Annotated in this window: 16 protein-coding genes and 2 pseudogenes; 8 read left to right on the top strand and 10 right to left on the bottom strand. The window is 53.5% G+C overall.

Annotated elements, in window-relative coordinates:
- Nucleotides 1-42 precede the first annotated feature (42 nt).
- On the top strand, nt 43-1662 hold the full coding sequence (locus HV242_RS10955; protein WP_050736796.1) for a mechanosensitive ion channel family protein: 1620 nt from the start codon (nt 43-45) through the stop codon (nt 1660-1662).
- Between the two features lie 415 nt (nt 1663-2077).
- Nucleotides 2078-2539 carry a hypothetical protein gene (locus tag HV242_RS10960; RefSeq protein WP_237760682.1) on the top strand — a complete coding sequence of 154 codons (462 nt, stop codon included), beginning with the start codon at nt 2078-2080 and terminating at the stop codon, nt 2537-2539.
- Between the two features lie 49 nt (nt 2540-2588).
- On the opposite strand, the pseudogene HV242_RS10965 reads toward HV242_RS10960, so the two are convergent.
- Nucleotides 2589-3173 (bottom strand): annotated as a pseudogene (locus tag HV242_RS10965) (LysR substrate-binding domain-containing protein); the annotation flags it as partial.
- 4 nt (nt 3174-3177) lie between these two features.
- On the opposite strand from HV242_RS10965, the pseudogene HV242_RS24225 reads away from it, so the two are divergent.
- The 3 genes and pseudogenes from HV242_RS24225 to HV242_RS10975 all read left to right on the top strand — a co-directional run.
- Nucleotides 3178-3279, top strand: a pseudogene (locus HV242_RS24225) (hypothetical protein); the annotation flags it as partial.
- A gap of 29 nt (nt 3280-3308) precedes the next feature.
- Nucleotides 3309-4040: a putative quinol monooxygenase gene (locus HV242_RS10970; protein ID WP_050736798.1), complete on the top strand. Its 732-nt coding sequence runs from the start codon at nt 3309-3311 to the stop codon at nt 4038-4040.
- 77 nt (nt 4041-4117) lie between these two features.
- A complete protein-coding gene (locus HV242_RS10975; protein ID WP_080471937.1) occupies nt 4118-5320 on the top strand; it encodes a serine hydrolase domain-containing protein in 1203 nt (400 codons plus the stop codon).
- 156 nt (nt 5321-5476) lie between these two features.
- Here HV242_RS10975 and HV242_RS10980 read toward each other — a convergent pair whose 3' ends face one another.
- From HV242_RS10980 to HV242_RS11000, 5 genes are all read right to left on the bottom strand, one after another.
- A complete protein-coding gene (locus HV242_RS10980) occupies nt 5477-5788 on the bottom strand; it encodes a hypothetical protein (RefSeq protein WP_020884130.1) in 312 nt (103 codons plus the stop codon).
- A 221-nt stretch (nt 5789-6009) separates the two neighbouring features.
- On the bottom strand, nt 6010-9144 hold the full coding sequence (silA, locus tag HV242_RS10985; RefSeq protein ID WP_050736800.1) for a Cu(+)/Ag(+) efflux RND transporter permease subunit SilA: 3135 nt from the start codon (nt 9142-9144) through the stop codon (nt 6010-6012).
- A gap of 10 nt (nt 9145-9154) precedes the next feature.
- On the bottom strand, nt 9155-10405 hold the full coding sequence (locus HV242_RS10990; protein WP_050736801.1) for an efflux RND transporter periplasmic adaptor subunit: 1251 nt from the start codon (nt 10403-10405) through the stop codon (nt 9155-9157).
- An 11-nt stretch (nt 10406-10416) separates the two neighbouring features.
- Nucleotides 10417-10758, bottom strand: a complete 342-nt coding sequence (gene cusF / locus HV242_RS10995) for a cation efflux system protein CusF (protein WP_050736802.1) — start codon at nt 10756-10758, stop codon at nt 10417-10419.
- 33 nt (nt 10759-10791) lie between these two features.
- Nucleotides 10792-12177: an efflux transporter outer membrane subunit gene (locus HV242_RS11000; protein ID WP_050736803.1), complete on the bottom strand. Its 1386-nt coding sequence runs from the start codon at nt 12175-12177 to the stop codon at nt 10792-10794.
- 190 nt (nt 12178-12367) lie between these two features.
- On the opposite strand from HV242_RS11000, the gene HV242_RS11005 reads away from it, so the two are divergent.
- Together HV242_RS11005 and HV242_RS11010 are read left to right on the top strand one after the other, a co-directional pair.
- Nucleotides 12368-13051 (top strand): copper/silver response regulator transcription factor, encoded by a 684-nt coding sequence (locus HV242_RS11005; protein ID WP_050736804.1) that lies wholly within the window; start codon nt 12368-12370, stop codon nt 13049-13051.
- Complete coding sequence (locus tag HV242_RS11010; RefSeq protein ID WP_050736805.1) at nt 13041-14501, top strand: Cu(+)/Ag(+) sensor histidine kinase; 1461 nt, start codon at nt 13041-13043, stop codon at nt 14499-14501. Before HV242_RS11005 ends, HV242_RS11010 begins: the two co-directional genes overlap by 11 nt.
- Here HV242_RS11010 and HV242_RS11015 read toward each other — a convergent pair.
- Nucleotides 14488-15411 (bottom strand): LysR family transcriptional regulator, encoded by a 924-nt coding sequence (locus HV242_RS11015; RefSeq protein WP_047955625.1) that lies wholly within the window; start codon nt 15409-15411, stop codon nt 14488-14490. The two genes, HV242_RS11010 and HV242_RS11015, sit on opposite strands and share 14 nt — an antisense overlap.
- Before the next feature lie 116 nt (nt 15412-15527).
- Between HV242_RS11015 and HV242_RS11020 the strand changes: the two genes are divergently transcribed.
- On the top strand, nt 15528-16937 hold the full coding sequence (locus tag HV242_RS11020) for an MFS transporter (protein ID WP_050736806.1): 1410 nt from the start codon (nt 15528-15530) through the stop codon (nt 16935-16937).
- 35 nt (nt 16938-16972) lie between these two features.
- On the opposite strand, the gene HV242_RS11025 is transcribed toward HV242_RS11020, so the two are convergent.
- Genes HV242_RS11025 through HV242_RS11035 form a run of 3 tightly spaced genes read right to left on the bottom strand, consistent with a single transcriptional unit; the run spans nt 16973 to nt 19700 of the window.
- Nucleotides 16973-17968: a DUF2891 domain-containing protein gene (locus HV242_RS11025; RefSeq protein ID WP_050736807.1), complete on the bottom strand. Its 996-nt coding sequence runs from the start codon at nt 17966-17968 to the stop codon at nt 16973-16975.
- Between the two features lie 26 nt (nt 17969-17994).
- Nucleotides 17995-18981: a DUF979 domain-containing protein gene (locus HV242_RS11030; RefSeq protein WP_014170090.1), complete on the bottom strand. Its 987-nt coding sequence runs from the start codon at nt 18979-18981 to the stop codon at nt 17995-17997.
- Nucleotides 18978-19700: a DUF969 domain-containing protein gene (locus HV242_RS11035; protein ID WP_014170091.1), complete on the bottom strand. Its 723-nt coding sequence runs from the start codon at nt 19698-19700 to the stop codon at nt 18978-18980. Before HV242_RS11035 ends, HV242_RS11030 begins: the two co-directional genes overlap by 4 nt.
- Between the last annotated feature and the right edge of the window lie 66 nt (nt 19701-19766).

Raw genomic sequence — 19766 nt, forward strand, 5'->3', positions numbered from 1 at the left:
GTATTGAAAAATAACAATAATCTTGCGTTTCAGGGGGGGGGAATGAAGAGGATCCTGCTCGTTACATTGTCATGCTTGCTCTCGGTAATCTCCTTTCTCAGCGTAGCCGCAGAGCCGCGCCAGGAGCCGACAGATCGGGAGCGCGCCAGAACGGTTTATATTTTCCATCAGCCGATTGTTATGCTGCAGGCAAAATTCGGTCTGACCACGCCTGAAGAGCGAGTTTTGCGCATTCGTAATACGCTGCGCAATTTCTCTCAACAGGATGTTCGGGAGCCCCTGAAAATTATTCCGGTTACCCGTTACAACCAACCGGGAAGACTGATTGTGATGAACGGCAAGCCGGTGATGTTACTGGCACAAGCCGATCTCGATGAGGGCGACGACCTGACGCTTGATGAGGCAGCTCAACGTGTGCTGACCCGAATGGAGGCACAACGTACGGCGCTTCGCGATCAATATGACGCCGGGTGGCTGGCATTATCGGCAGGCAAAACGGCCGCAGGGCTGCTGGCACTGTTTGTTTTCTGGTACGGTGCCTGGCGGTCATGGCGTGGAGTAAGGCGTTTTTACCGAGGCCGCATTCTTGAGAACCGCAGTATCATTCCACAACGCTGGCGCAGGTTTGTCGGCGCGATTGAGACTCGTTTGTATGCTTTGCTGATGATTATTTTGGGTATTCTCGGGCTTTATATCTGGCTAAGTTGGGCATTCAGTCTGTTTCCCTGGACGCGCGTTTGGGGGGCATCGCTGGGTGACTGGACCATGCGTGTTCTGCGGGATATTGCACTGTCGATTGTCTCGGCTATGCCGGGCATTTTAATCGTCCTGATTATTTTTCTTATCACAGCCTTCATTCTAAAACTCCTTAAAGTCTTGTTAAATCAGGTAGAAGCAGGGCGTTTACACCTTCCCGGGATCCATCCTGAAACCGTCGGCGCGACGAGGAAGTTAATTTCTGTGGTGGTATGGTTATTTGCTCTGTCTGCAGCATACCCGTTTTTACCGGGGGCCAATTCACTGGCCTTTAAAGGTATCAGTGTATTCTTTGGGCTGATGTTGACTCTGGGATCTGCCGGGGTGATGAATCATGCCATGAGTGGCCTGGTACTGATTTACTCGCGAGCCTTGAGAAAAGGCGACATCATTCGGGTCGCGGATAACGAAGGGTTGGTCACAGAGATAGGTATGCTCGCGACGAAAATCATTACGCGGGAGAATTATGTTGTAACCGTACCGAATGCTGTCGTAGTTAGCGGCAAAATCACTAATCTCAGCGCGCAAAATCCAGATGGTGGCGTGAACCTGACGACAGGTGTCACTATCGGATACGACACGCCATGGCGGCAAGTTCATGCCATGCTGGAGATAGCCGCCAGACGGGCGAAATGTATCGATCAGTCACAACAGCCGCTGGTAAGACAATTGAGTTTGATGGACTGGTATATTGCTTATGAACTTCAGGTGAAGCTGCGTGCCGGGCAATCACTGGCGGAGGCCCGCAATGAACTGCACAGCAATATTCAGGATGTCTTTAACGAGTTTAATGTACAAATCATGTCGCCAAACTTTGTGATGCAACCAGAAGGCGCGGTCGTCGTGACGGAAGATAACTGGTATGCAGCGCCGGCAGAGAAGCCAGAGAATAAACAGCGTGAATGAAGATGGCTATGCAGGTTTAGAGGATTCGGAGCAGATAAGGTGCATTAGAGGATGTCAAACACCAGAACAAGGATGACCATAAAAAGCCAGATTCTGCCTTAATCTATGTAAGTGCGCATAATGTATATTATGTTAAATTGACTATTATGATCCATTCATGGGCAACACTCATTTCGCAATCCTACCCTTTTCTAATTCCAGGCCATCCTGGCTGACCACAGGATATTGGCTCAACGTTTTAACACTGCTATCATCGAAATCATAAATTAAGCGTTAAGCCTAGAGTATTCAAATGCTTAAAGAGCTATCCCGTCGTCTACAACACTGTAACGACATAGCGGTACGTATAAACAATGCCAACGATTCGCAGCTGCAAGAACTGAAAACGCAGTTGGCCCAGCAGATGGGTAAGCCCATGGGACTACATACTATGGGCATCCCTGCGGTAATCAGCACCCTCGGGGTGATTGTCAGTTTTGCTATTCCGCAGCTATGGTTGGGCTACGGCGTATTCGCCGCACTCAATCAGCCGGCAGAAAAGGTATTTGTGTGGGTAGTGCTGATTGCCCTTCTGTTCGCCGGCATCAACGGTCTGACGATGTTTATGATGGGTAAAGGCAGCATTCGCGCCGTGCGGGTACATCTTTCTCTGGCATTCATAAGCCTTCTGCTGACGGTCGTTTATCTGCTTGCGGCGCTGAGCGGCACCATCTGGCCAGGCGTCAATTTAACAGCCGCACTGGTGAGTGTTGTCATGTTGCTGCTCAGCGGTTTCTGTATACGATCTCCTTCCTTCTATAAGATGCTGCTATTTACCCTTCATAATCGCGCCTGGCGCCAGCAAATCCGCCAGACACGCAATAACATGCAGCGTTAAACACATTCCCGCCACTACTGGCGGGACTTCGCCCTGTGCCTGCGCAACCTTATCGCTCGGTCGCGGAGATCAAAAAATCAATCAGGGCTTTCACCCTTTTCGTTTTCCCCGCGTTTTTCGGGTAATAGAGATACACTGGCGGATAGGTTTTCCAGAAGCTCTCCATCACAGGTACAAATTGTTCCCGATCTGGCTGTAACCGCCAGATGGGTTCGAACAAGCGCCCAATTCCCAGTCCGTTACGAATTCCGTCTGCCATAACATCAATATCGTTGCTGATTAACTGTCCGGGCATCTCAACGGTTAACTGTTCTCCGCGATCGTTCAGGATCAACGGAAGGATGCGGTTGTTAGTGATAAAACGGTAACCAATCAATCGGTGATGACTGAGATCTGCCGGCACCTCAGGCATACCCTGTTCAGCGAGATAGGCAGAGGATGCGTATAACACTTCACGAAACGGTTTCATTAACGGCCGTGCTACCACCCCACCCTCCAGAATATCGCCAAAACGAATCCCCAGGTCAAAACGCTCCTCGATAATATTCACGGTACCGTCGAAGACCGAAATTTCCAGTTGAATCCTTGGGTATTGCTGACAGAACGCGGCCATTGCAGGCTTGAGAATTAACAAGGCGATCCGCTATCTGGAAGAATGCTATCAGCCCCACTTTCTGACGGGGGTTATGGCGCAAAATACGCCGCATACCAAAGACGTTAAGCAGGTCTGGACGCGGTAGCCTGTCTCTGGTTTAGAAAAAGGATCATCATGAAAAAGAGTCTCATGTTTTTAACTTGCCTGCTAATAAGCAGCCCTGCCTTTGCAAAAAGTCAGGGCATACAGGATACGCCCGTGATGAATATCGTTGAGATAAGCATCACGCCCGATCGGGACAGGCATTTTGATAAGGTTGCCAGGCAAACAATCACCGCTTCGGTTGATCATGAAGTGGGCACGCTGGCGATGTACGCGCTGAAACGCAGTGACAATGCGCGTCAGGCATATATGGTTGAGCTTTATGCAAGCGAGTTGGCCTACCGCAAACATCTGGATGCCTCTCCATACAAAGCGTTTGTTACTCAAGCACCTGATATGATTGATCGGAAGCTGAAAATCACACTCGTGCCGCAATTTACAGGGGACAAACACATCATACCCGATGAGCGGACCATCAATAATCTGGTGGTAGTTGAGGTGAAGCCGGAATATCAGACTGAATTCAAAAACATTGTCCTTCCTGAAATGGCTCAGTCCCTCAACATAGAAAAAGGCGTGCTTGCCATGTATGCCGCGACAGACGTAGATGATCCCCACCGCTGGTATTTCTATGAGATTTACGCCAGTGAGGAAGATTATCAACTCCACAGACAGACGCCGCACTTTAGGGATTATCTAAAGCAAACGGCGCACATGAGTACCCGTAAAACGTCTATTCCTGTCAAACCACTATTTCTGCGTAATAAAGGCGGGATAACTGCAGATATCGTCCCTGGCGGCTAAAGCGTAGAAAAATGGCGTTTAAGCAGGCCAGGTGTGATACATTCCGGGCGCTCTAATGACCACCACACATGACAGGTATGCAGAACATAACTCAACAATTTCGCTGGCTTCTGCTTGTTATCCCGTCATTGAGCGGTTGTGGCACCCTCTCGCAAATGTCCTCCCCGGCAGGAACACAGGAACTCCTCACCCATAAATCGCTGGACGGCGACGTTGATAGCGTGGTCCGTCACTATATGGCGCAAAAATCCGTTCCCGGGATGACGGTTGCGGTGATCCATAATTACGGTTCTCCGCAGTTTTACAGTTGGGGCGTAACCGATGCGGCCAATCGCTACCCGATCGGGTCCAATACCTTGTTTGCCCTCGGTTCGCTCAGCAAAGGGATTACGGCGGAAGTGGTGGCTTGTCTGGTGAACGAAGGAAGGCTGAGTTGGGACGATAACCTGGCGACATTGCTGCCACCGGGTACGCCCTTAAGCGCAGATGCACAAAAAATTACTCTACTGGAACTGGTGACCCACACCTCTGGCCTGCCCCGTCAGAATATGGATGTTCCGATGCTGGGAAAATTCATCAGCTATTTAAGCAGTGGCGATAACTTTTATGGCGAACTGGATAGCGATAACGTATTGCGCTATTTAGCCAACTGGCATGCACCGCAGCATAAAATGCCGCAATACTCTAATACCGGCTATGCCCTGATCGGCTATATCCTGAAACACAAAACCGGCGAAGATATTCAGAGTTTAGCCTCGCGCTATATTTTTCAACCGCTGCAAATGGCTAACAGTAGTTTTACTCCCCAGACGTTAAAGGGATACCCACAGCGTGCGCTTGGCCACGCTGGCGATCAGCCCAAATTCATCCCGCGCGGGCAGCTGACGCCCGACTGGCATTTTTCCAACAACATGGTAGCGGCAGCGAGTTTATACAGTAACGCCGAAGATCTGGCCGCGTATGCTCGCTATCACGTGGCGACAACCGACAATCGCTTATTGGATAGCGTCTTTGCTGAAGTCAGTAATACCGATATTCAACGCCCCGACGGTGTACAGGGCATTGCCTGGACCACCGACTTTATCGGTCTGGAAAAAATTACTTATCAGGTAGGCTATATTGGCGGCTACTCAAGCTTTATCGGTTTCGATAAACAAAAAGGCAATGCGGTAGTCGTGCTTCAAAATGCGTTTAACTGGAGTAACTATATTGGTATCGCGCTATTAATGGATATGGCGAAAAACGATAGCCAGAGAGAAGAACATTCTCGCGCGCTGTAACCTCGCCTGGTCATGTCTGCAAACCAACTGCAGCGCTTCTCCGTATCAGCATGATACTGCTCAGCGGTGGCTGCATTCTTACTGCGACCTTCTAAATGATGCTGAAAACGCCCCTCACTCGAGGAGCGTATACCCGTGACATCCACCACGCGCCAGTTAATTCGCCTGATTCATACGGCGATGTTTCTCTGCCTGTTGCTGATGAATAACAGAAGACTGCCCATTGTTCACCGTTTCATGCACAACGGCGGCCTTCTCATGCTCATTCATCGCAGAGAAAGACTTTGCCGATTCGGGAGTAGTATTACAGGGGCCAGCTTTGAGCATTTTCTTGTGCATCTCAGCCATGGTTTGATGCGCAGTTGCCTGAGCGTTATTAACCTGGTCGTGCATGTTGATCGTTTCTGCTGCCCAGCCAGATGAGGTGACAGCCATAATGGTGACAATGGATAACAGGATCTTTTTCATGGTCGAATCTCCTAAGTTTACATGCTCTGCAATATCGCTGAATGAAAAGTCAGAGATAAATGCATCGGCGTCTGAATTATCATTGATTATAAAAACCGACCTCTGTTTATCCCGTGACGGGCTGATGACATTTCTGTCACTGGGCCATACGGGGAATAACCCTCTCCCCCATACGCATAAAAAAGGACACTCCAGCGTGTCCTTTTAATATCGTCGCGCGTTTATTTATGTCTTCGCAGCCAGATTAATTTGTAGGCGGCCGGAATAATGAACAGGGATAACAGCGGAGCCGTAATCATTCCTCCAATCATCGGCGCGGCTATCCGGCTCATGACTTCTGAGCCCGCACCGGTTCCCCAGAGGATGGGCAACAGACCGGCAATGATAACCGCTACGGTCATCGCTTTCGGTCTCACGCGGAGTACCGCCCCCTGATAAAGGGCTTCATCGAGACCTTCCGCGGTAAAGGTTTCCCGCTGGGCAAGCGCCGGATGGGCTTCAATGGCATGACGCAAGTACATCAGCATCACCACGCCAAACTCTGCTGCCACCCCGGCCAGGGCAATAAAGCCGGTTCCGGTCGCCACGGACATATGGAAGCCCTGCCAGTACAGGAACCAAATTCCGCCGACCAGGGCGAATGGCAGACTCATCAGAATAAGCAGTGCCTCATCAACACGACGGAATGCCAGATATAACAAAATGAATATGATCATTACCGTCATCGGCACCATCAATTTCAGTTTTTTATTGGCGTGCTCCAGCAATTCAAACTGTCCGGAGAAAGAGACACTGGTGCCCGGTCTTAATTTTACGTGCTGGCTGATAGCGGTTTTAATGTCGTTTACAACCGACACCATATCCCTGCCACGGGCATCAATATAAATCCAGCTGGCAGGACGGGCATTTTCCGTTTTCAGCATGGTAGGTCCGGAAACGACACGAATATCAGCGACATCGCCCAGGGTAATTTGCTGTTTCATGGGCGTCAGAATGGGCATCTGTTTCAGTGCCTGTGGGCTGTTTCGGTAATCCTGAGGGTAGCGGATATTGATCGGGTAACGGGCTACGCCCTCAACCGTCTCGCCGGTTGTTGCGCCACCGATGGCTGATGAGACAAACAGCTGCACATCACCCACCGTCATTCCGTATCGGGATGCTTTCTCCCGGTTGATATCCACGTCGATGTAGCGTCCGCCTTCCAGACGTTCTGCCAGTGCTGAAACCACGCCCGGCACGGTTTTGGCCACCGCTTCGATACGTTGTGCCGTGGCATCAATATCAGACAAAACGGTGCCAGACACCTTGATACCGATTGGGCTTTTAATGCCGGTGGAGAGCATATCTATACGGTTACGGATCGGCGGTACCCAGAGGTTAGCCAGGCCGGGTAAACGCACGGTCTTATCCAGCTCATCAACGATCTTGTCAATCGTCATTCCTGGTCGCCACTGATCTTCAGGTTTGAGCTGAAGGGTGGTTTCGACCATTTCCAGTGGCGCGGAGTCGGTCGCCGTTTCGGCCTTACCGGTCTTACCAAATACGGACGCCACTTCAGGGACGGTTTTGATTAATTTGTCTGTCGTCTGCAAGAGCGCGGCAGCCTCTGCCGGCGATACGCCAGGTAACGTTGAAGGCATGTACAGCAGATCGCCCTCATTGATCTTTGGCAGAAATTCCCCCCCGACCTGACTCAGCGGCCATATGACCGTAAAAATAGTTAACGCCGCAATCAGCAAGGTCGTTTTCGGCCAGTGGAGCACGCGAAGCAATAACGGATGATAGGCATTAATCAGCAGTCGGTTCAGCGGGTTGCTGGTCTCCGCGGGGATTTTCCCTCTGATCCAGAACCCCATCAGTATAGGAATGACGATGATTGCCAGCGCGGCCGCGCCCGCCATGGCATACGTCTTCGTGAAGGCCAGCGGCCCAAACAGGCGCCCTTCCTGTCCCTCAAGCGTGAAAATGGGGATGAACGACAAGGTGATGATCAGCAGGCTGATAAACAGCGCCGGGCCCACTTCAACGGACGCATCGGTAATGACCTTCCAGCGGGTTGCGTTGTCTATCTGCTCCCCTGGGTGTTGATGATCCCACTCTTCCAGCCGTTTATGCACATTTTCAATCATCACAATGGCGGCATCCACCATCGCCCCCACGGCAATGGCAATCCCGCCCAGAGACATAATATTGGCGTTTAGCCCCTGGAAATGCATGACGATAAAGGCAATGCACAGGCCAAGCGGCAGAGAAACGATCGCCACCAGCGCAGAGCGGATATGCCAGAGGAACAGCGCACAGACGATGGCTACCACGATAAACTCTTCAAGGAGTTTGTTACTCAGGTTATCAATGGCGCGGTCAATTAACTGGCTGCGATCATAGGTAGTCACCACCTCGACACCCTCTGGCAGGCTGGCTTTCAGCGTCTCCAGCTTGTCTTTTACTGCGGTAATGACTTCACGTGCGTTTTTCCCCGAGCGCAGGATCACGACGCCACCAGCAACTTCGCCCTGGCCGTTAAGCTCTGCAATGCCGCGCCGCATCTCCGGGCCCGTTTGCACGCGGGCCACATCGCGCAGATAAACCGGCACGCCGTTCTCGCCCGTTTTCAGGACGATATTATTGAAATCATCAATGGACTGAAGGTAACCGCTGGCGCGGACCATGTACTCCGCTTCCGCCATTTCAATGGATGATCCCCCTGCTTCCTGGTTAGATGATTCGAGAGCCTGTTTAACGTCGGGCAGCGTGACACCGTACTGCGCCAGCTTCAACGGGTTAACCTGAATCTGATACTGCTTAACCACGCCGCCTACTGACGCAACCTCCGCGACGTTAGGGATGGTTTTCAGTTCGAATTTCAGGAACCAGTCCTGAAGGGAACGCAGTTCTGCAAGATCGTGTTTTCCGCTGTGATCCACCAGGGCATATTCAAATATCCAGCCGACACCGGTGGCATCTGGTCCTATTTCTGAGCTTACACCGGCAGGCAATTTGCCCTGAACCTGGTTCAGGTATTCCAGAACGCGCGAGCGGGCCCAGTAGAGGTCAGTACCGTCTTCAAAAATGACGTACACATAGGAGTCACCAAACTGGGAAAAACCACGCACGGTCTTTGCGCCGGGTACCGACAGCATGGTTGTCGTGAGCGGATACGTGACCTGATTTTCAACAATCTGCGGGGCCTGACCGGGATAGCTGGTTTTTATGATCACCTGTACATCAGAGAGATCGGGCAATGCATCCACAGGGGTATTGATGATAGTCCATGTTCCCCAGACGCTGAGAAACAAAGCGCCCATCATCACCAGGAAACGGTTGGCGACGGAGCGCCGGATAATCCATTCAATCATCATCGTCTCCTTAATGGCCCGAATGCGCGTCGTCAGTTTTTTCAGGATGACGCATGCGCTCCAGCGCACCGCTAATATTGGCTTCGGAGTCAATCAGGAACAGACCGCTGACCACGACAGCATCGCCTTCGTTCAGTCCGCTGCCAATCGCGGACTGTTGCTGAGATTCATGCAGAACATGAATGCTTTTCGGCACAAAACGCCCTTCCGCATCGACCACAATCACCCGCTGTTCTTTGCCCGTATCAATCACGGCCTGGGATGGGATCAGCAGCATCTCCTGGCTCCTGGCGTTCAGTTTCAGGTAGGCGTTCATGCCGGGTTTCAGGCTTTCGTCTTGGTTGGAGACCTGCAGACGGACCTGCAGCGTGCGGGTAGTTTGATCCACGCTGGGGAGAATGTTCCATTTTTCAACGGCAAATGATTTATCCGGATACGCGGGCACTGAAATTTCAAACTGCGAGCTGTCTTTGAGAAGATACGCAATGGATTCCGGCACGGCCGCACTGATCCAGACCGGATCCATCCCCTGTATCTGTGCCACCACGTTATCTTTGGTAATGTTCATGCCCGTGCGCAGGTTAAACGCCGTAATCACGCCATCTATGGGGGCCTTGATAGTAAAACGGGTCTGGATACTCCGGGTCGCACGCAGTCGTTGAACATCCTCTTCCGGCATGCCGGCAAGACGTAGTCGCTCCAGAACACCTTTTATCTGGGTAGGGGTTCCGCCGGTACCCGATAACAACAGGAACTCGCTTTGCGCTTCTACCCATTCCGGAATGGTGATATCGATAAGCGGCGTCCCTTTTTTAACATGATCGCCCACGGTCAGTGGGTACACTCTCTCAACGAAACCCTCAGAACGCGCCTGCACAATGACAAACTGATATTCGTTATAACTGACGTTGGCCGGTATGGTCTGGGCGTAATTCAGCGATCCCCGCGTCACTTTCTGCGTTTTGAGTCCCAGGTTCTGAACCTGCGTCGGGTCAATACGAATACCCTCACTGCTTTTTTCGTCATTTTCATCGGCATATTTCGGCACCAGATCCATATCCATAAACGGAGATTTGCCGGGTTTATCAAACCGGGTATCCGGCTTCATCGGGTCATACCAGAAAAGAACTTTTCTCTCCGTCGTGGTCTGTTCTGTTTTTTCTGCGGGATACACCGACTGCCAGGCGATAACTGAAATCAGCCCTCCTGCAATAAGGCTGCCGATGATGACGGCAGCAAACTTTATTCTTAAAGAGGCCATGCTTTTTCTCGCTATTTAATGCTCTTGAGTAAAGAGATATTGCCCTGCTGAACAAACGTAAAATTAACGTGGCTGCCGGCTTTTAAGGCGAGAATAGTTTCGTCTGCCTGGACAAAGGTGAAACGCATGGTCATGGCGGGCCAGCTAATCGCTGGAATAGCATCATGCGCGATAGTGATTTTTTTAGTGCTCAGATCAACCGCTTTCACCACGCCAGTTCCCGCGATAACCTGCTCTGGCGTGGCTTGTGCTGCTGTGTTCATCTCCCCGTGCTGATGTGTTTCAGCATGCAGGCCTGCAGAAAATATAACGGAGAGTGCACCCAGTACGACCGCGTTAAATAAACTGTTCATTTTTTGATTTCCTGATGGAGTAATTAAAAGGAATTACTCAACCAAACCGCCACCCAGCGCGGTGAATAAGTTAATTTCATTCACCTGTCGGGAATAGATAAGGTCGAGAATGGTTTGTTGTGTTGCAAAAAGAGAACGTTCAGCATCGAGCACTTCAATGTAACTGACCGCGCCACTGGAATATAAACCTCTGGCTCGCTGCAGGGTGATGTGTAGCGAATCAAGATAACGTTGCTGGGCGTCGAGTTGCTGACTGATGCTGTCCCGCAATGCGAGCGCGTCGGCGACCTGTTTAAAAGCCGCCTGAATTTTTTGTTCGTAATTGACGATTGACTGCTGCTGGCGAATTTCAGCCAGTTTGAGGTTGGCTTTATTCCTTCCGGCATTAAAAACAGGAATGTCAATTTTCGGAATAAAATTCCACATCCCGCTTCCTGCGGTGAAGAGGCTGGATAATTCCGTACTGCTTGCTGAAAGCCCGCTGGTTAGCGTAATGGACGGGAAAAAGGCGGCGCGCGCCGCGCCAATATTGGCATCAGCCGCTTTCAGTTGATACTCCGCTTCCATAATGTCCGGGCGCTGAAGCAATATTTCTGACGGCAGACGAGGCGGCAGTTTGACGGGTGAAATCTCATCGACGCTGCCTCCTTTCTCTGCCGGCAGCGCGCGATAGGTTCCCAGAACCTGCTGCAGGGCATTATTGGCCTGAGCCAGCTCGCCTTCTCTTTTCGCTATTTCTGCACGGGTACTTTCAATCTGCCCCCGGGCCTGTTCAAGTGCCAGAACGTTGGTGCTGCCCGTTACCAGCTGTTGTTCAACAAAAGCCCAGGATTGTTGATAGTTTTTTAGCGTATCGCGGGCAATACGACGTTGTTTGTAGGCCAGCTGCTGGCTGAAATAGCTCTGCGACACGCTGGAGACGAGCAGGATATGCACGGCACGGCGGGCCTCCTCGCTGGCAAAATAGTTCTGTCTGTCAGCATCACTCATATTCCTGAGCTTGCCGAAGAAATCGAGTTCGTAACTGAGGTTCAACCCTGCGTCGTACTGCTGTGTGGTCGGCTTGTCCGTTTTCAGCCCGCCGCTGTAGGTCACACCTGACGAAGCATTCACCTGCGGATACCGGTCGGCATCCGTCACGTTGAACTGCGCGCGCGCCTCTTCAACCTTAAGGGCGGCCATTTTTAAATCACGGTTGTTATTCAGGGCTTCGGCGATCAGTGCTGCGACCTGAGGATCGGTAAAAAAGCTACGCCATCCGCTGTCGTGATACCCCGCCACCACCGGCGTGAGGCTATTTCGGGATAACGAGAACTGCTGCGGAACCGGTGCTGGCGGGCGCGCATATTCTGGTGCCAGCGAGACGCAGCCTGCCAGGAAAAATATTGTGCTAATGCTAAGTCGTTTTAATGTGCACATCACGCTTCTCGTCCAGGCAGGCCTGGTAAATGTTTCAAATGAAGTCCAGAGTATTACCAGGGTTACTCTACAGCGTGCTTCCTGTTTGCCTGGTGACAGGATAATGACAATGTTGTCATTCTTAACGTAAGTCATTGATAACGGTTTGAGGCTCTCTAGAATGTCCAGAGCAGCCAGTCAGGGGAGCAACATGAAAATACTGATCGTTGAAGACGAGATAAAAACCGGGGAGTACCTCAGCAAGGGGCTGACTGAGGCGGGGTTTGTGGTGGACCACGCTGACAATGGCCTGACCGGATATCATCTCGCCATGACCGCCGAGTATGACCTCCTGATTCTGGATATCATGCTTCCCGACGTGAACGGCTGGGATATCATCCGCATGTTACGTTCTGCCGGGAAGGGAATGCCGGTTCTGTTACTCTCAGCCCTTGGCACTATTGAACACCGGGTGAAGGGTCTTGAACTGGGCGCGGATGATTACCTGATCAAACCCTTTGCCTTTGCGGAGCTGCTCGCCCGCGTCAGGACGCTTCTGCGACGGGGCAATACGGTGATCACGGAAAGCCAGTTTCAGGTGTCTGATCTGATGATTGATCTCGTGTCCAGAAAGGTGAGCCGCGCGGGGAACCGCATCCTGCTGACCAGCAAAGAGTTCAGCCTGCTGGAGTTTTTTATGCGACACCAGGGGGAAGTGCTGCCCCGCTCCCTGATTGCATCCCAGGTCTGGGACATGAATTTTGACAGCGACACCAACGCGATTGATGTCGCCGTCAAACGGCTTCGCGCGAAAATAGACAATGATTATGAGCCGAAGTTGATCCAGACGGTCCGCGGCGTGGGGTACATGCTGGAGGCACCGGATGCGCGTTAAATTACCCAGACGCCCTTTTTCACTAGCCCTCAGGCTGACGTTTTTTATCAGCCTCTCCACGATACTGGCATTTTTCGCCTTCACCTGGTTTATGCTGCACTCCGTTGAAAAGCATTTTGCCGAGCAGGATATCAACGATCTGCAGCAAATCAGTACCGCGATGCACCGTATCCTGCAGTCCCCGGCAGATCCGGACGAGAAGAAAATCAGTAAAATCAAAGAGTCAATTGCCAGCTATCGTAACGTTGCGGTTCTGCTTCTCGACGCGCGTGGGGAGGTGTTGTTCAGTACGGCGCAGGGGGCAGCGTTACGCCCTGCCGTGAACACGGCGGCGTTCAGCACGCACAGCCGGGCACGGGATGTGTTTCTCTGGACGGTGGATGACTCCACCCGGCAAAGTCATTCCGGCGCTGAGATGAAAAGTGACACGTACCGGATTATCGCCTCGTCAGGCATGGCGACGCTGCAGGGAAAAGCGCAGAATTACGTTATGCTGATCGGGCTTTCTATTAATTTCCATCTCCATTACCTCGATGCGCTGAAAAAGAACCTGATTGCGATTGCCGTGGTGATCAGCCTGCTGATTATTCTTATCATTCGAATCGCGGTCCGTCAGGGACACCTGCCGCTGCGTAACGTCAGCAATGCCATTAAAAATATCACCTCTGAAAATCTCGATGCGAGGCTGGAACCGTCACGCGTTCCGGTTGAACTGGAGCAACTGGTGATTTCGTTCAACCATATGATTGAAAAGATTGAAGATGTGTTCACCCGCCAGGCGAATTTTTCTGCCGATATCGCCCACGAAATCAGAACCCCCATCACCAATCTGGTGACCCAGACTGAAATCGCACTCAGCCAGAACCGGACGCCGAAAGAGCTGGAAGATATCCTCTACTCCAGCCTTGAAGAGTATAACCGGATGACCCGGATGGTCAGCGATATGCTGTTCCTGGCGCAGGCGGATAATAATCAGCTGATCCCGGACAGGGTGATGTTTGATTTAAGCGCGGAGGTCATCAAAGTCTTCGATTTCTTCGAGGCCTGGGCGGAAGAACGTCATATCACGCTGACGTTTCACGGGATGCCCTGCCTGATCGAAGGCGATCCGCAGATGTTCAGACGCGCAATCAACAACCTGTTATCCAATGCCCTGCGCTATACGCCGGAAGGCAAGACGGTGACCGTCTCAATCGCCGAACGGGAAAACGATTTTGAGCTGATGATTGCCAACCCCGGGAAACCTGTCCCGCAAGAACATTTACCCAGGCTGTTTGACCGTTTTTACCGGGTGGATCCTTCCAGGCAGCGAAAAGGCGAAGGCAGCGGGATTGGTCTTGCCATTGTGAAGTCAATTGTCACCGCGCATCATGGCAAAGTCCGCGTCGAATCGGATGCTCAGTCGACACGCTTTATCTTGTCCGTGCCTAAGCGGGTTACTCAGCACTGAGTGGTTGCTGCACAGTCCGACACACGTCCAGCACTTTCTCTCTCAGCCAGCGGTGCCCCGGATCCCTTTCCATTCGCGGGTGCCACATCTGCGATACCGTAATGGTTCGGGTTTTAAACGGCAGTTCAAAGACATGCACACTCTGCGCCATCGGCTGGTTCAGCAGATACAATGCCGGAACCATGGCGATCAGATCGGACGCCAGCGCCACGGATAACGCCGTCGGGAAACCGGGCACGACGCTGGCAATTTTGCGCTTCATCCCCACTTCTGCCAGCGCATCGTCGACAAAGCCGTGTAGCGACCCGTCGGGCGCGGCAACCACGTGGCCCCAGGAAACATAATCGTGAAGGCTGACCGTGGGTTGTGCCGCCAGCGGATGTCCCTTACGCACCGCGGCAATGAACCGATCCTGAAATAATCGCTGCAGGCGTATTTCAGGTCCCATGTTGCTCTGCACGCCAATTTCCAGGTCAACCAGCCCTTCCCGCAGATAGCGTGACGTTTTCTCGGGCTTCGGCGAGAACCGAATACACACATCGGGCGCAGCTTCGGCCACGGCGGCAATCAGCAATGGGCCAAATGCGACCACAAAACCATCATTGGCTCTGATGGTGAACAGCCGCTCGAGGTTTTCCACCTTCAGCGTTTCAGTGGAGGGCTGCAGTACGGCTCTTGCCTCATACACGGCGCCTCGGGCTCGCTCCCGGGTGGCCTCGGCCCAGGGCGTCAGCACCATATTACGCCCTGCCCGCACCAGGATCGGGTCGCCGGTCACCTCTCGCAGCCGGCTCAGGGTACGGCTCATGGCTGACGTACTCAGGTTTAAACGCCGCGCAGCACCCGCCACGCTGGCTTCGGCCAGCAGGACGTCGAGGGCGACAAGCAAATTAAAATCCGGATCGGACATGATGCATCCTCAGATAGGGCGTTGTATGCAACTGAACAGTGCAACTGCTGCGTCTTCCGCCTTGTATATCCCATGATTATAGTTTCGTCATCAACATTCTTTCCGGAGTTACGACGATGACGCTATTTTCAAACCAGCCCGGCGACGAAGGATTGCCCGGCCATGAACGCGCCCGGGTGATCGCCGCGGTAATGACCACCACGCTGATGGGCGTTTTTGATGGCACCATGATCAACATCGCCTTGCCTTCGATGGCAAGCGCGATGCAGGTGCCCGCGAATGTGGCCGTCTGGTTCGCCAATGGGTATCTGTTGTCCGCGGCCATGACTCTGGCCATCTTCGCTGCCCTGGCGGCCCGCGTTGGCTACCGCCCGGTGTTTCTGACCGGACTTGCCGTCTTTACACTCACCTCGCTCGGCTGCGCGCTGGCCCGCACCCCGGACATGCTGATCGGGATGCGGATTTTGCAGGGGATTGGCGGGGCGGCCACACTGAGTATTGCCCCGGCGATACTGCGCGCCGTCTTTCCCGGTCGACTGCTTGGCCGCATTCTGGGACTGCACGCCCTGCTGATCGCCTCCAGCACGGCCATTGCACCCGTACTGGGCGGGACGATCCTGGACGTACTGCGCTGGCAGTGGTTATTCGCCATTAACCTTGTTCCCGGAACGATTGCCCTGCTGTTGGCCTGGAAGGCCTTACCACGACAACCGGCTTCAGATCCTTCTCCGTTCGATGCCCCGGGGGCACTGCTCTCCGCGGTCCTGTTGGGGGCGATGATCATGACGGCCAACAGTTTCCAGCATGCTTCGCACCACATCAGCCACGAGGCCATCAGCTGGGCGTTGCTCGCCACGATTAGCGCCATCACCTTTGTCTGGCATATTCGCCGCGCCCGAAGCCCCATACTGCCTCCCGTTATTTTCCACAACGGACGCTTTACGCTCGCCGCGCTCACGTCGCTGGCCTCGTTTGTGAGCCAGGGCATCACCTTTATCGCCCTGCCGTTCCTGTTTCAGAGCGTGTACGGCTACAGTCCGGTGGTCTCCGCGCTGCTGTTCACGCCCTGGCCGATAGGCATCGTACTGATCGCGCCGCATGCGGGCCGCTGGGCAGACACAATTTCAGCCCCGCTGATATCTACCCTTGGGCTTATCGTGTTTGTGGTGGGGTTGATCCTGCTCGCGACACTGCCCGCCAGCCCTTCCGCTTGGAATATCTGCCTGCGAAGCCTGGTGTGCGGGATCGGTTTTGGCTGTTTCCAGAGTCCCAATAACCGGGAAATGCTCTCTAACGTGGTGCGGGAGTATGCCAGCTACGCATCCGGCGTACTGGCTATCGTGCGGACGTTTGGACAATGCCTGGGGGCTGCCGTGGTCGGCGTTCTGCTGGCCACAACGCAGAATCAGCCGGCCTTTGACGATCGGGCCGTTCATTATTCACTGTGGATTGCGGTCATTGCTTCGGCGGTTTCTGTCATGTTTAGCGTGAGCCGGCTGCGCGCCACGCGTCAGGCTACGGCATAAACACGGTGCAGCGCACTACGCGCTGCACCTGTGATTTACTCCAGCGCCAGCAGCGCAAAACTCGCCAGCCAGTGTCCACCGCTGTAGTGGCTTCCCACCACATGCTCGACGCTTGCCGCCAGATGTCGGTTGACTGCCTCGCGCAGCGCCTGTTGTCCCGGATGGTTATCCGGCAACGCGCGGGCAATATGCTTCATGCACCAGGCGCGGCTGAGGTTTAACCCATCCAGATGGGCAATTTTCGGGTCGGTACGATCGCTCACTTCTGCCGGGTGCATCAGGGCCGAAACAGACCCCACATCAGGAAGAAAGGCGTCAAACCACGCCGGGAAATGCTCCGCCACCTTACTCATCAACAGCGCTTCCGTCAGCGCGCCGGAAATATACTCATCACCACCCGGTTCATAGTGGGCCGGGTAATGCGTGTCAGCCAGATAAAAGCGCGTCGCCGCCGTCAGAATAGCCTGTTCAAGGGCGTTATCCTGCACTTCACGGGCGTAATCAATCCCCAGCGCCAGGGCAAAAGCGGTGTTGTAATGCGTACCGACACGGATCGGATAGGTGAGCTTGCTGAGGTAATCCACCAGCCTGTCGCGAATGTCCTGCGTTAACGGCTGCAGTGTCTGATACCAGCTGGCGGCCTGAGGTAACGCGGATTGCTTCAGCTCCTGTGCCAGCGCCAGAAGCCAGCCGTAGCCATAAGGGCGCTCGAACGAGGCGCGAAACGGTGCCTTGAAATAGGCCAGCTCTTTCGCCACCTTCTCCTGCGTGATGTGTTCATCAAACAGGGCGACAATTTCATCCCGGCACGACAGTTCAGGGTAAAGCCGCACGCAGCGCAGCAGCAGCCAGTAGCCGTGCACCGCCGAGTGCCAGTCGAAGCAGCCATAAAAAATGGGGTGCAGTTCGCGAGGTGGCAGGACATCACCGTCATCATTAAGCAGGTGCATAATGTGGTTCGGATATTCCTGGCGTAAATAGGTCAAAGGCATGCGGGCAAACGCGTCGGCCTGGTGTTGCGTTAATTCCATATCAGCTCCTTAGATCGTTGCCGCGCTTAGCGAAAAACGAGGAAATACATTAAGAACACGTTGACCACCAGCAGGGTTAACGCCGTTGGGATCTGGATCTTGATCACCTGGTACTTATCTTTAAGCTCCAGCAGCGCGGCCGGGACGATATTAAAGTTGGCCGCCATCGGCGTCATCAACGTGCCGCAATAGCCCGCGTACATGCCAATCGCCAGCAGCGGTGCCGGGTTACCATGGTGAACGTTAATCAGGAACGGCAAAGCGATACCGGCGCTGAGCACCGGGAATGCCGCGAAGGCGTTGCCCATGATCATGGTGAAAAGCGCCATGCCCACGCAGTAAATCACCACCAGCATGAACCGGCTATCGGGGTTCACAAACAGGCTAACGACCTTCTGGACTGACTCGCCGGTGTTCGCCACCACAAACACCCCACCCAGCATGGCCAGCATCTGTGGCAAAATCACCGCCCAGCCAATGGTGTCGACCAGGCGCCGGGACTGGCGAATAGCCTGTAATGGCGTGCCTTTTGTCAGCCACCAGCCGGTCAGGATCGCCGCCACACAGGCGACGCACAGTGCCGCCAGCGTGAGCTGTTTCTGGTCAAGAAGGAATACGCCCCCTATCGACACCCCTTTCAGGAATAATGTCCCGATCACCGTAACCACCGGGATCATCAGCGCAGGCAGGAACAGCCAGTTTTTCAGCCGCGTTGACGAGGCTTCGCGCTCGGCATCGGTAGCCATTTTATAATGCCCTTTGCCGACCAGACCAAAGCCCGCCAGCAGTGCAATCACAATGACGCAGCCGCCGATAATTCGATAAGCAAGGGATTTACCCAGCTCCTGCACCATCAGGTCGCCAAACAGGAAGATCCCGCCGAACAGGAACCAGAACAGCGCGGTGGTAAAACGTTTAGGATTCGCGCGATCGCGCAGGGTCATCACGACCAGCAGCATCACGACAAAGCCGATCAGGTAATACACGCGGTTAATGGTGATCAGGGTCATCATGGCGCGATCTCCTGTGTACCCTGCTCAGCGCGCCAGGACATAACGTCACGACGGATGCTGGCATCCAGACGCAACAGGCGCGTCATATGAATAATCAATGCCGCGATGGCGGTCGGAATGGCCCACAGACCGATATGCAACGGTTCAATGCCCTGTATCCCATTCTCTTTCAGGAAAGCGTCGATCAGCAGCACCGCGCCAAACGCGATAAAAATATCTTCGCCAAAGAAAACCGCGATGTTGTCGCACGCCGCGGCATGCGCTTTGATCTTGTCCCGGATATGTTGCGGCAGTTCGCCATACTCATTGAGCGCTGCGCCTTCGGCCATCGGTGCCAGCAGCGGACGAACGGTCTGAGCATGCCCACCCAGCGACATCAATCCCAGCGCGGCCGTCCCTTCACGCGCCACAAAATAGAGCATCAGAATACGTGCCGAGGTGGCGCTGGCAATCTTTGCCACCCACGCCTGCGCCCGCTCTTTCAACCCGTAATATTCCAGCAGGCCAATAACCGGCAGGATCAGAATAAAGGTTGCCAGGGAACGACTGTTGACGAACTTCTCGCCAAAGGTCTCCAGCAACATCCCAAAATCCATGCCAACCAGCAGTCCGGTAGCCAGCCCCGCCACCACAACCACCAGTAGCGGGTTGAAACGCAGAGCAAAACCAATAACCACCACCGGTATACCGATGAGCGGCAACAGTGTCGAACCGTCCATAAACGTTTACCCTATCCAAAGTGAGCGTTGCGCGCCGGCGGCTATTTTTTTAATACTTCGCATCAT

Origin of the sequence: Enterobacter sp. RHBSTW-00593 (assembly GCF_013784105.1) — a bacterium.
Taxonomy (GTDB): Bacteria; Pseudomonadota; Gammaproteobacteria; order Enterobacterales; family Enterobacteriaceae; genus Enterobacter; species Enterobacter ludwigii.

Excerpts from the sequence above, each read along its gene's own strand:
- HV242_RS10955 (WP_050736796.1), top strand. The coding sequence starts at position 43 with ATGAAGAGGATCCTGCTCGTTACATTGTCATGCTTGCTCTCGGTAATC.
- HV242_RS10960 (WP_237760682.1), top strand. The coding sequence starts at position 2,078 with ATGGGACTACATACTATGGGCATCCCTGCGGTAATCAGCACCCTCGGG.
- HV242_RS10970 (WP_050736798.1), top strand. The coding sequence starts at position 3,309 with ATGAAAAAGAGTCTCATGTTTTTAACTTGCCTGCTAATAAGCAGCCCT.
- HV242_RS10975 (WP_080471937.1), top strand. The coding sequence starts at position 4,118 with ATGCAGAACATAACTCAACAATTTCGCTGGCTTCTGCTTGTTATCCCG.
- HV242_RS10980 (WP_020884130.1), bottom strand. The coding sequence starts at position 5,788 with ATGAAAAAGATCCTGTTATCCATTGTCACCATTATGGCTGTCACCTCA.
- silA (WP_050736800.1), bottom strand. The coding sequence starts at position 9,144 with ATGATTGAATGGATTATCCGGCGCTCCGTCGCCAACCGTTTCCTGGTG.
- HV242_RS10990 (WP_050736801.1), bottom strand. The coding sequence starts at position 10,405 with ATGGCCTCTTTAAGAATAAAGTTTGCTGCCGTCATCATCGGCAGCCTT.
- cusF (WP_050736802.1), bottom strand. The coding sequence starts at position 10,758 with ATGAACAGTTTATTTAACGCGGTCGTACTGGGTGCACTCTCCGTTATA.
- HV242_RS11000 (WP_050736803.1), bottom strand. The coding sequence starts at position 12,177 with ATGTGCACATTAAAACGACTTAGCATTAGCACAATATTTTTCCTGGCA.
- HV242_RS11005 (WP_050736804.1), top strand. The coding sequence starts at position 12,368 with ATGAAAATACTGATCGTTGAAGACGAGATAAAAACCGGGGAGTACCTC.
- HV242_RS11010 (WP_050736805.1), top strand. The coding sequence starts at position 13,041 with ATGCGCGTTAAATTACCCAGACGCCCTTTTTCACTAGCCCTCAGGCTG.
- HV242_RS11015 (WP_047955625.1), bottom strand. The coding sequence starts at position 15,411 with ATGTCCGATCCGGATTTTAATTTGCTTGTCGCCCTCGACGTCCTGCTG.
- HV242_RS11020 (WP_050736806.1), top strand. The coding sequence starts at position 15,528 with ATGACGCTATTTTCAAACCAGCCCGGCGACGAAGGATTGCCCGGCCAT.
- HV242_RS11025 (WP_050736807.1), bottom strand. The coding sequence starts at position 17,968 with ATGGAATTAACGCAACACCAGGCCGACGCGTTTGCCCGCATGCCTTTG.
- HV242_RS11030 (WP_014170090.1), bottom strand. The coding sequence starts at position 18,981 with ATGATGACCCTGATCACCATTAACCGCGTGTATTACCTGATCGGCTTT.
- HV242_RS11035 (WP_014170091.1), bottom strand. The coding sequence starts at position 19,700 with ATGGACGGTTCGACACTGTTGCCGCTCATCGGTATACCGGTGGTGGTT.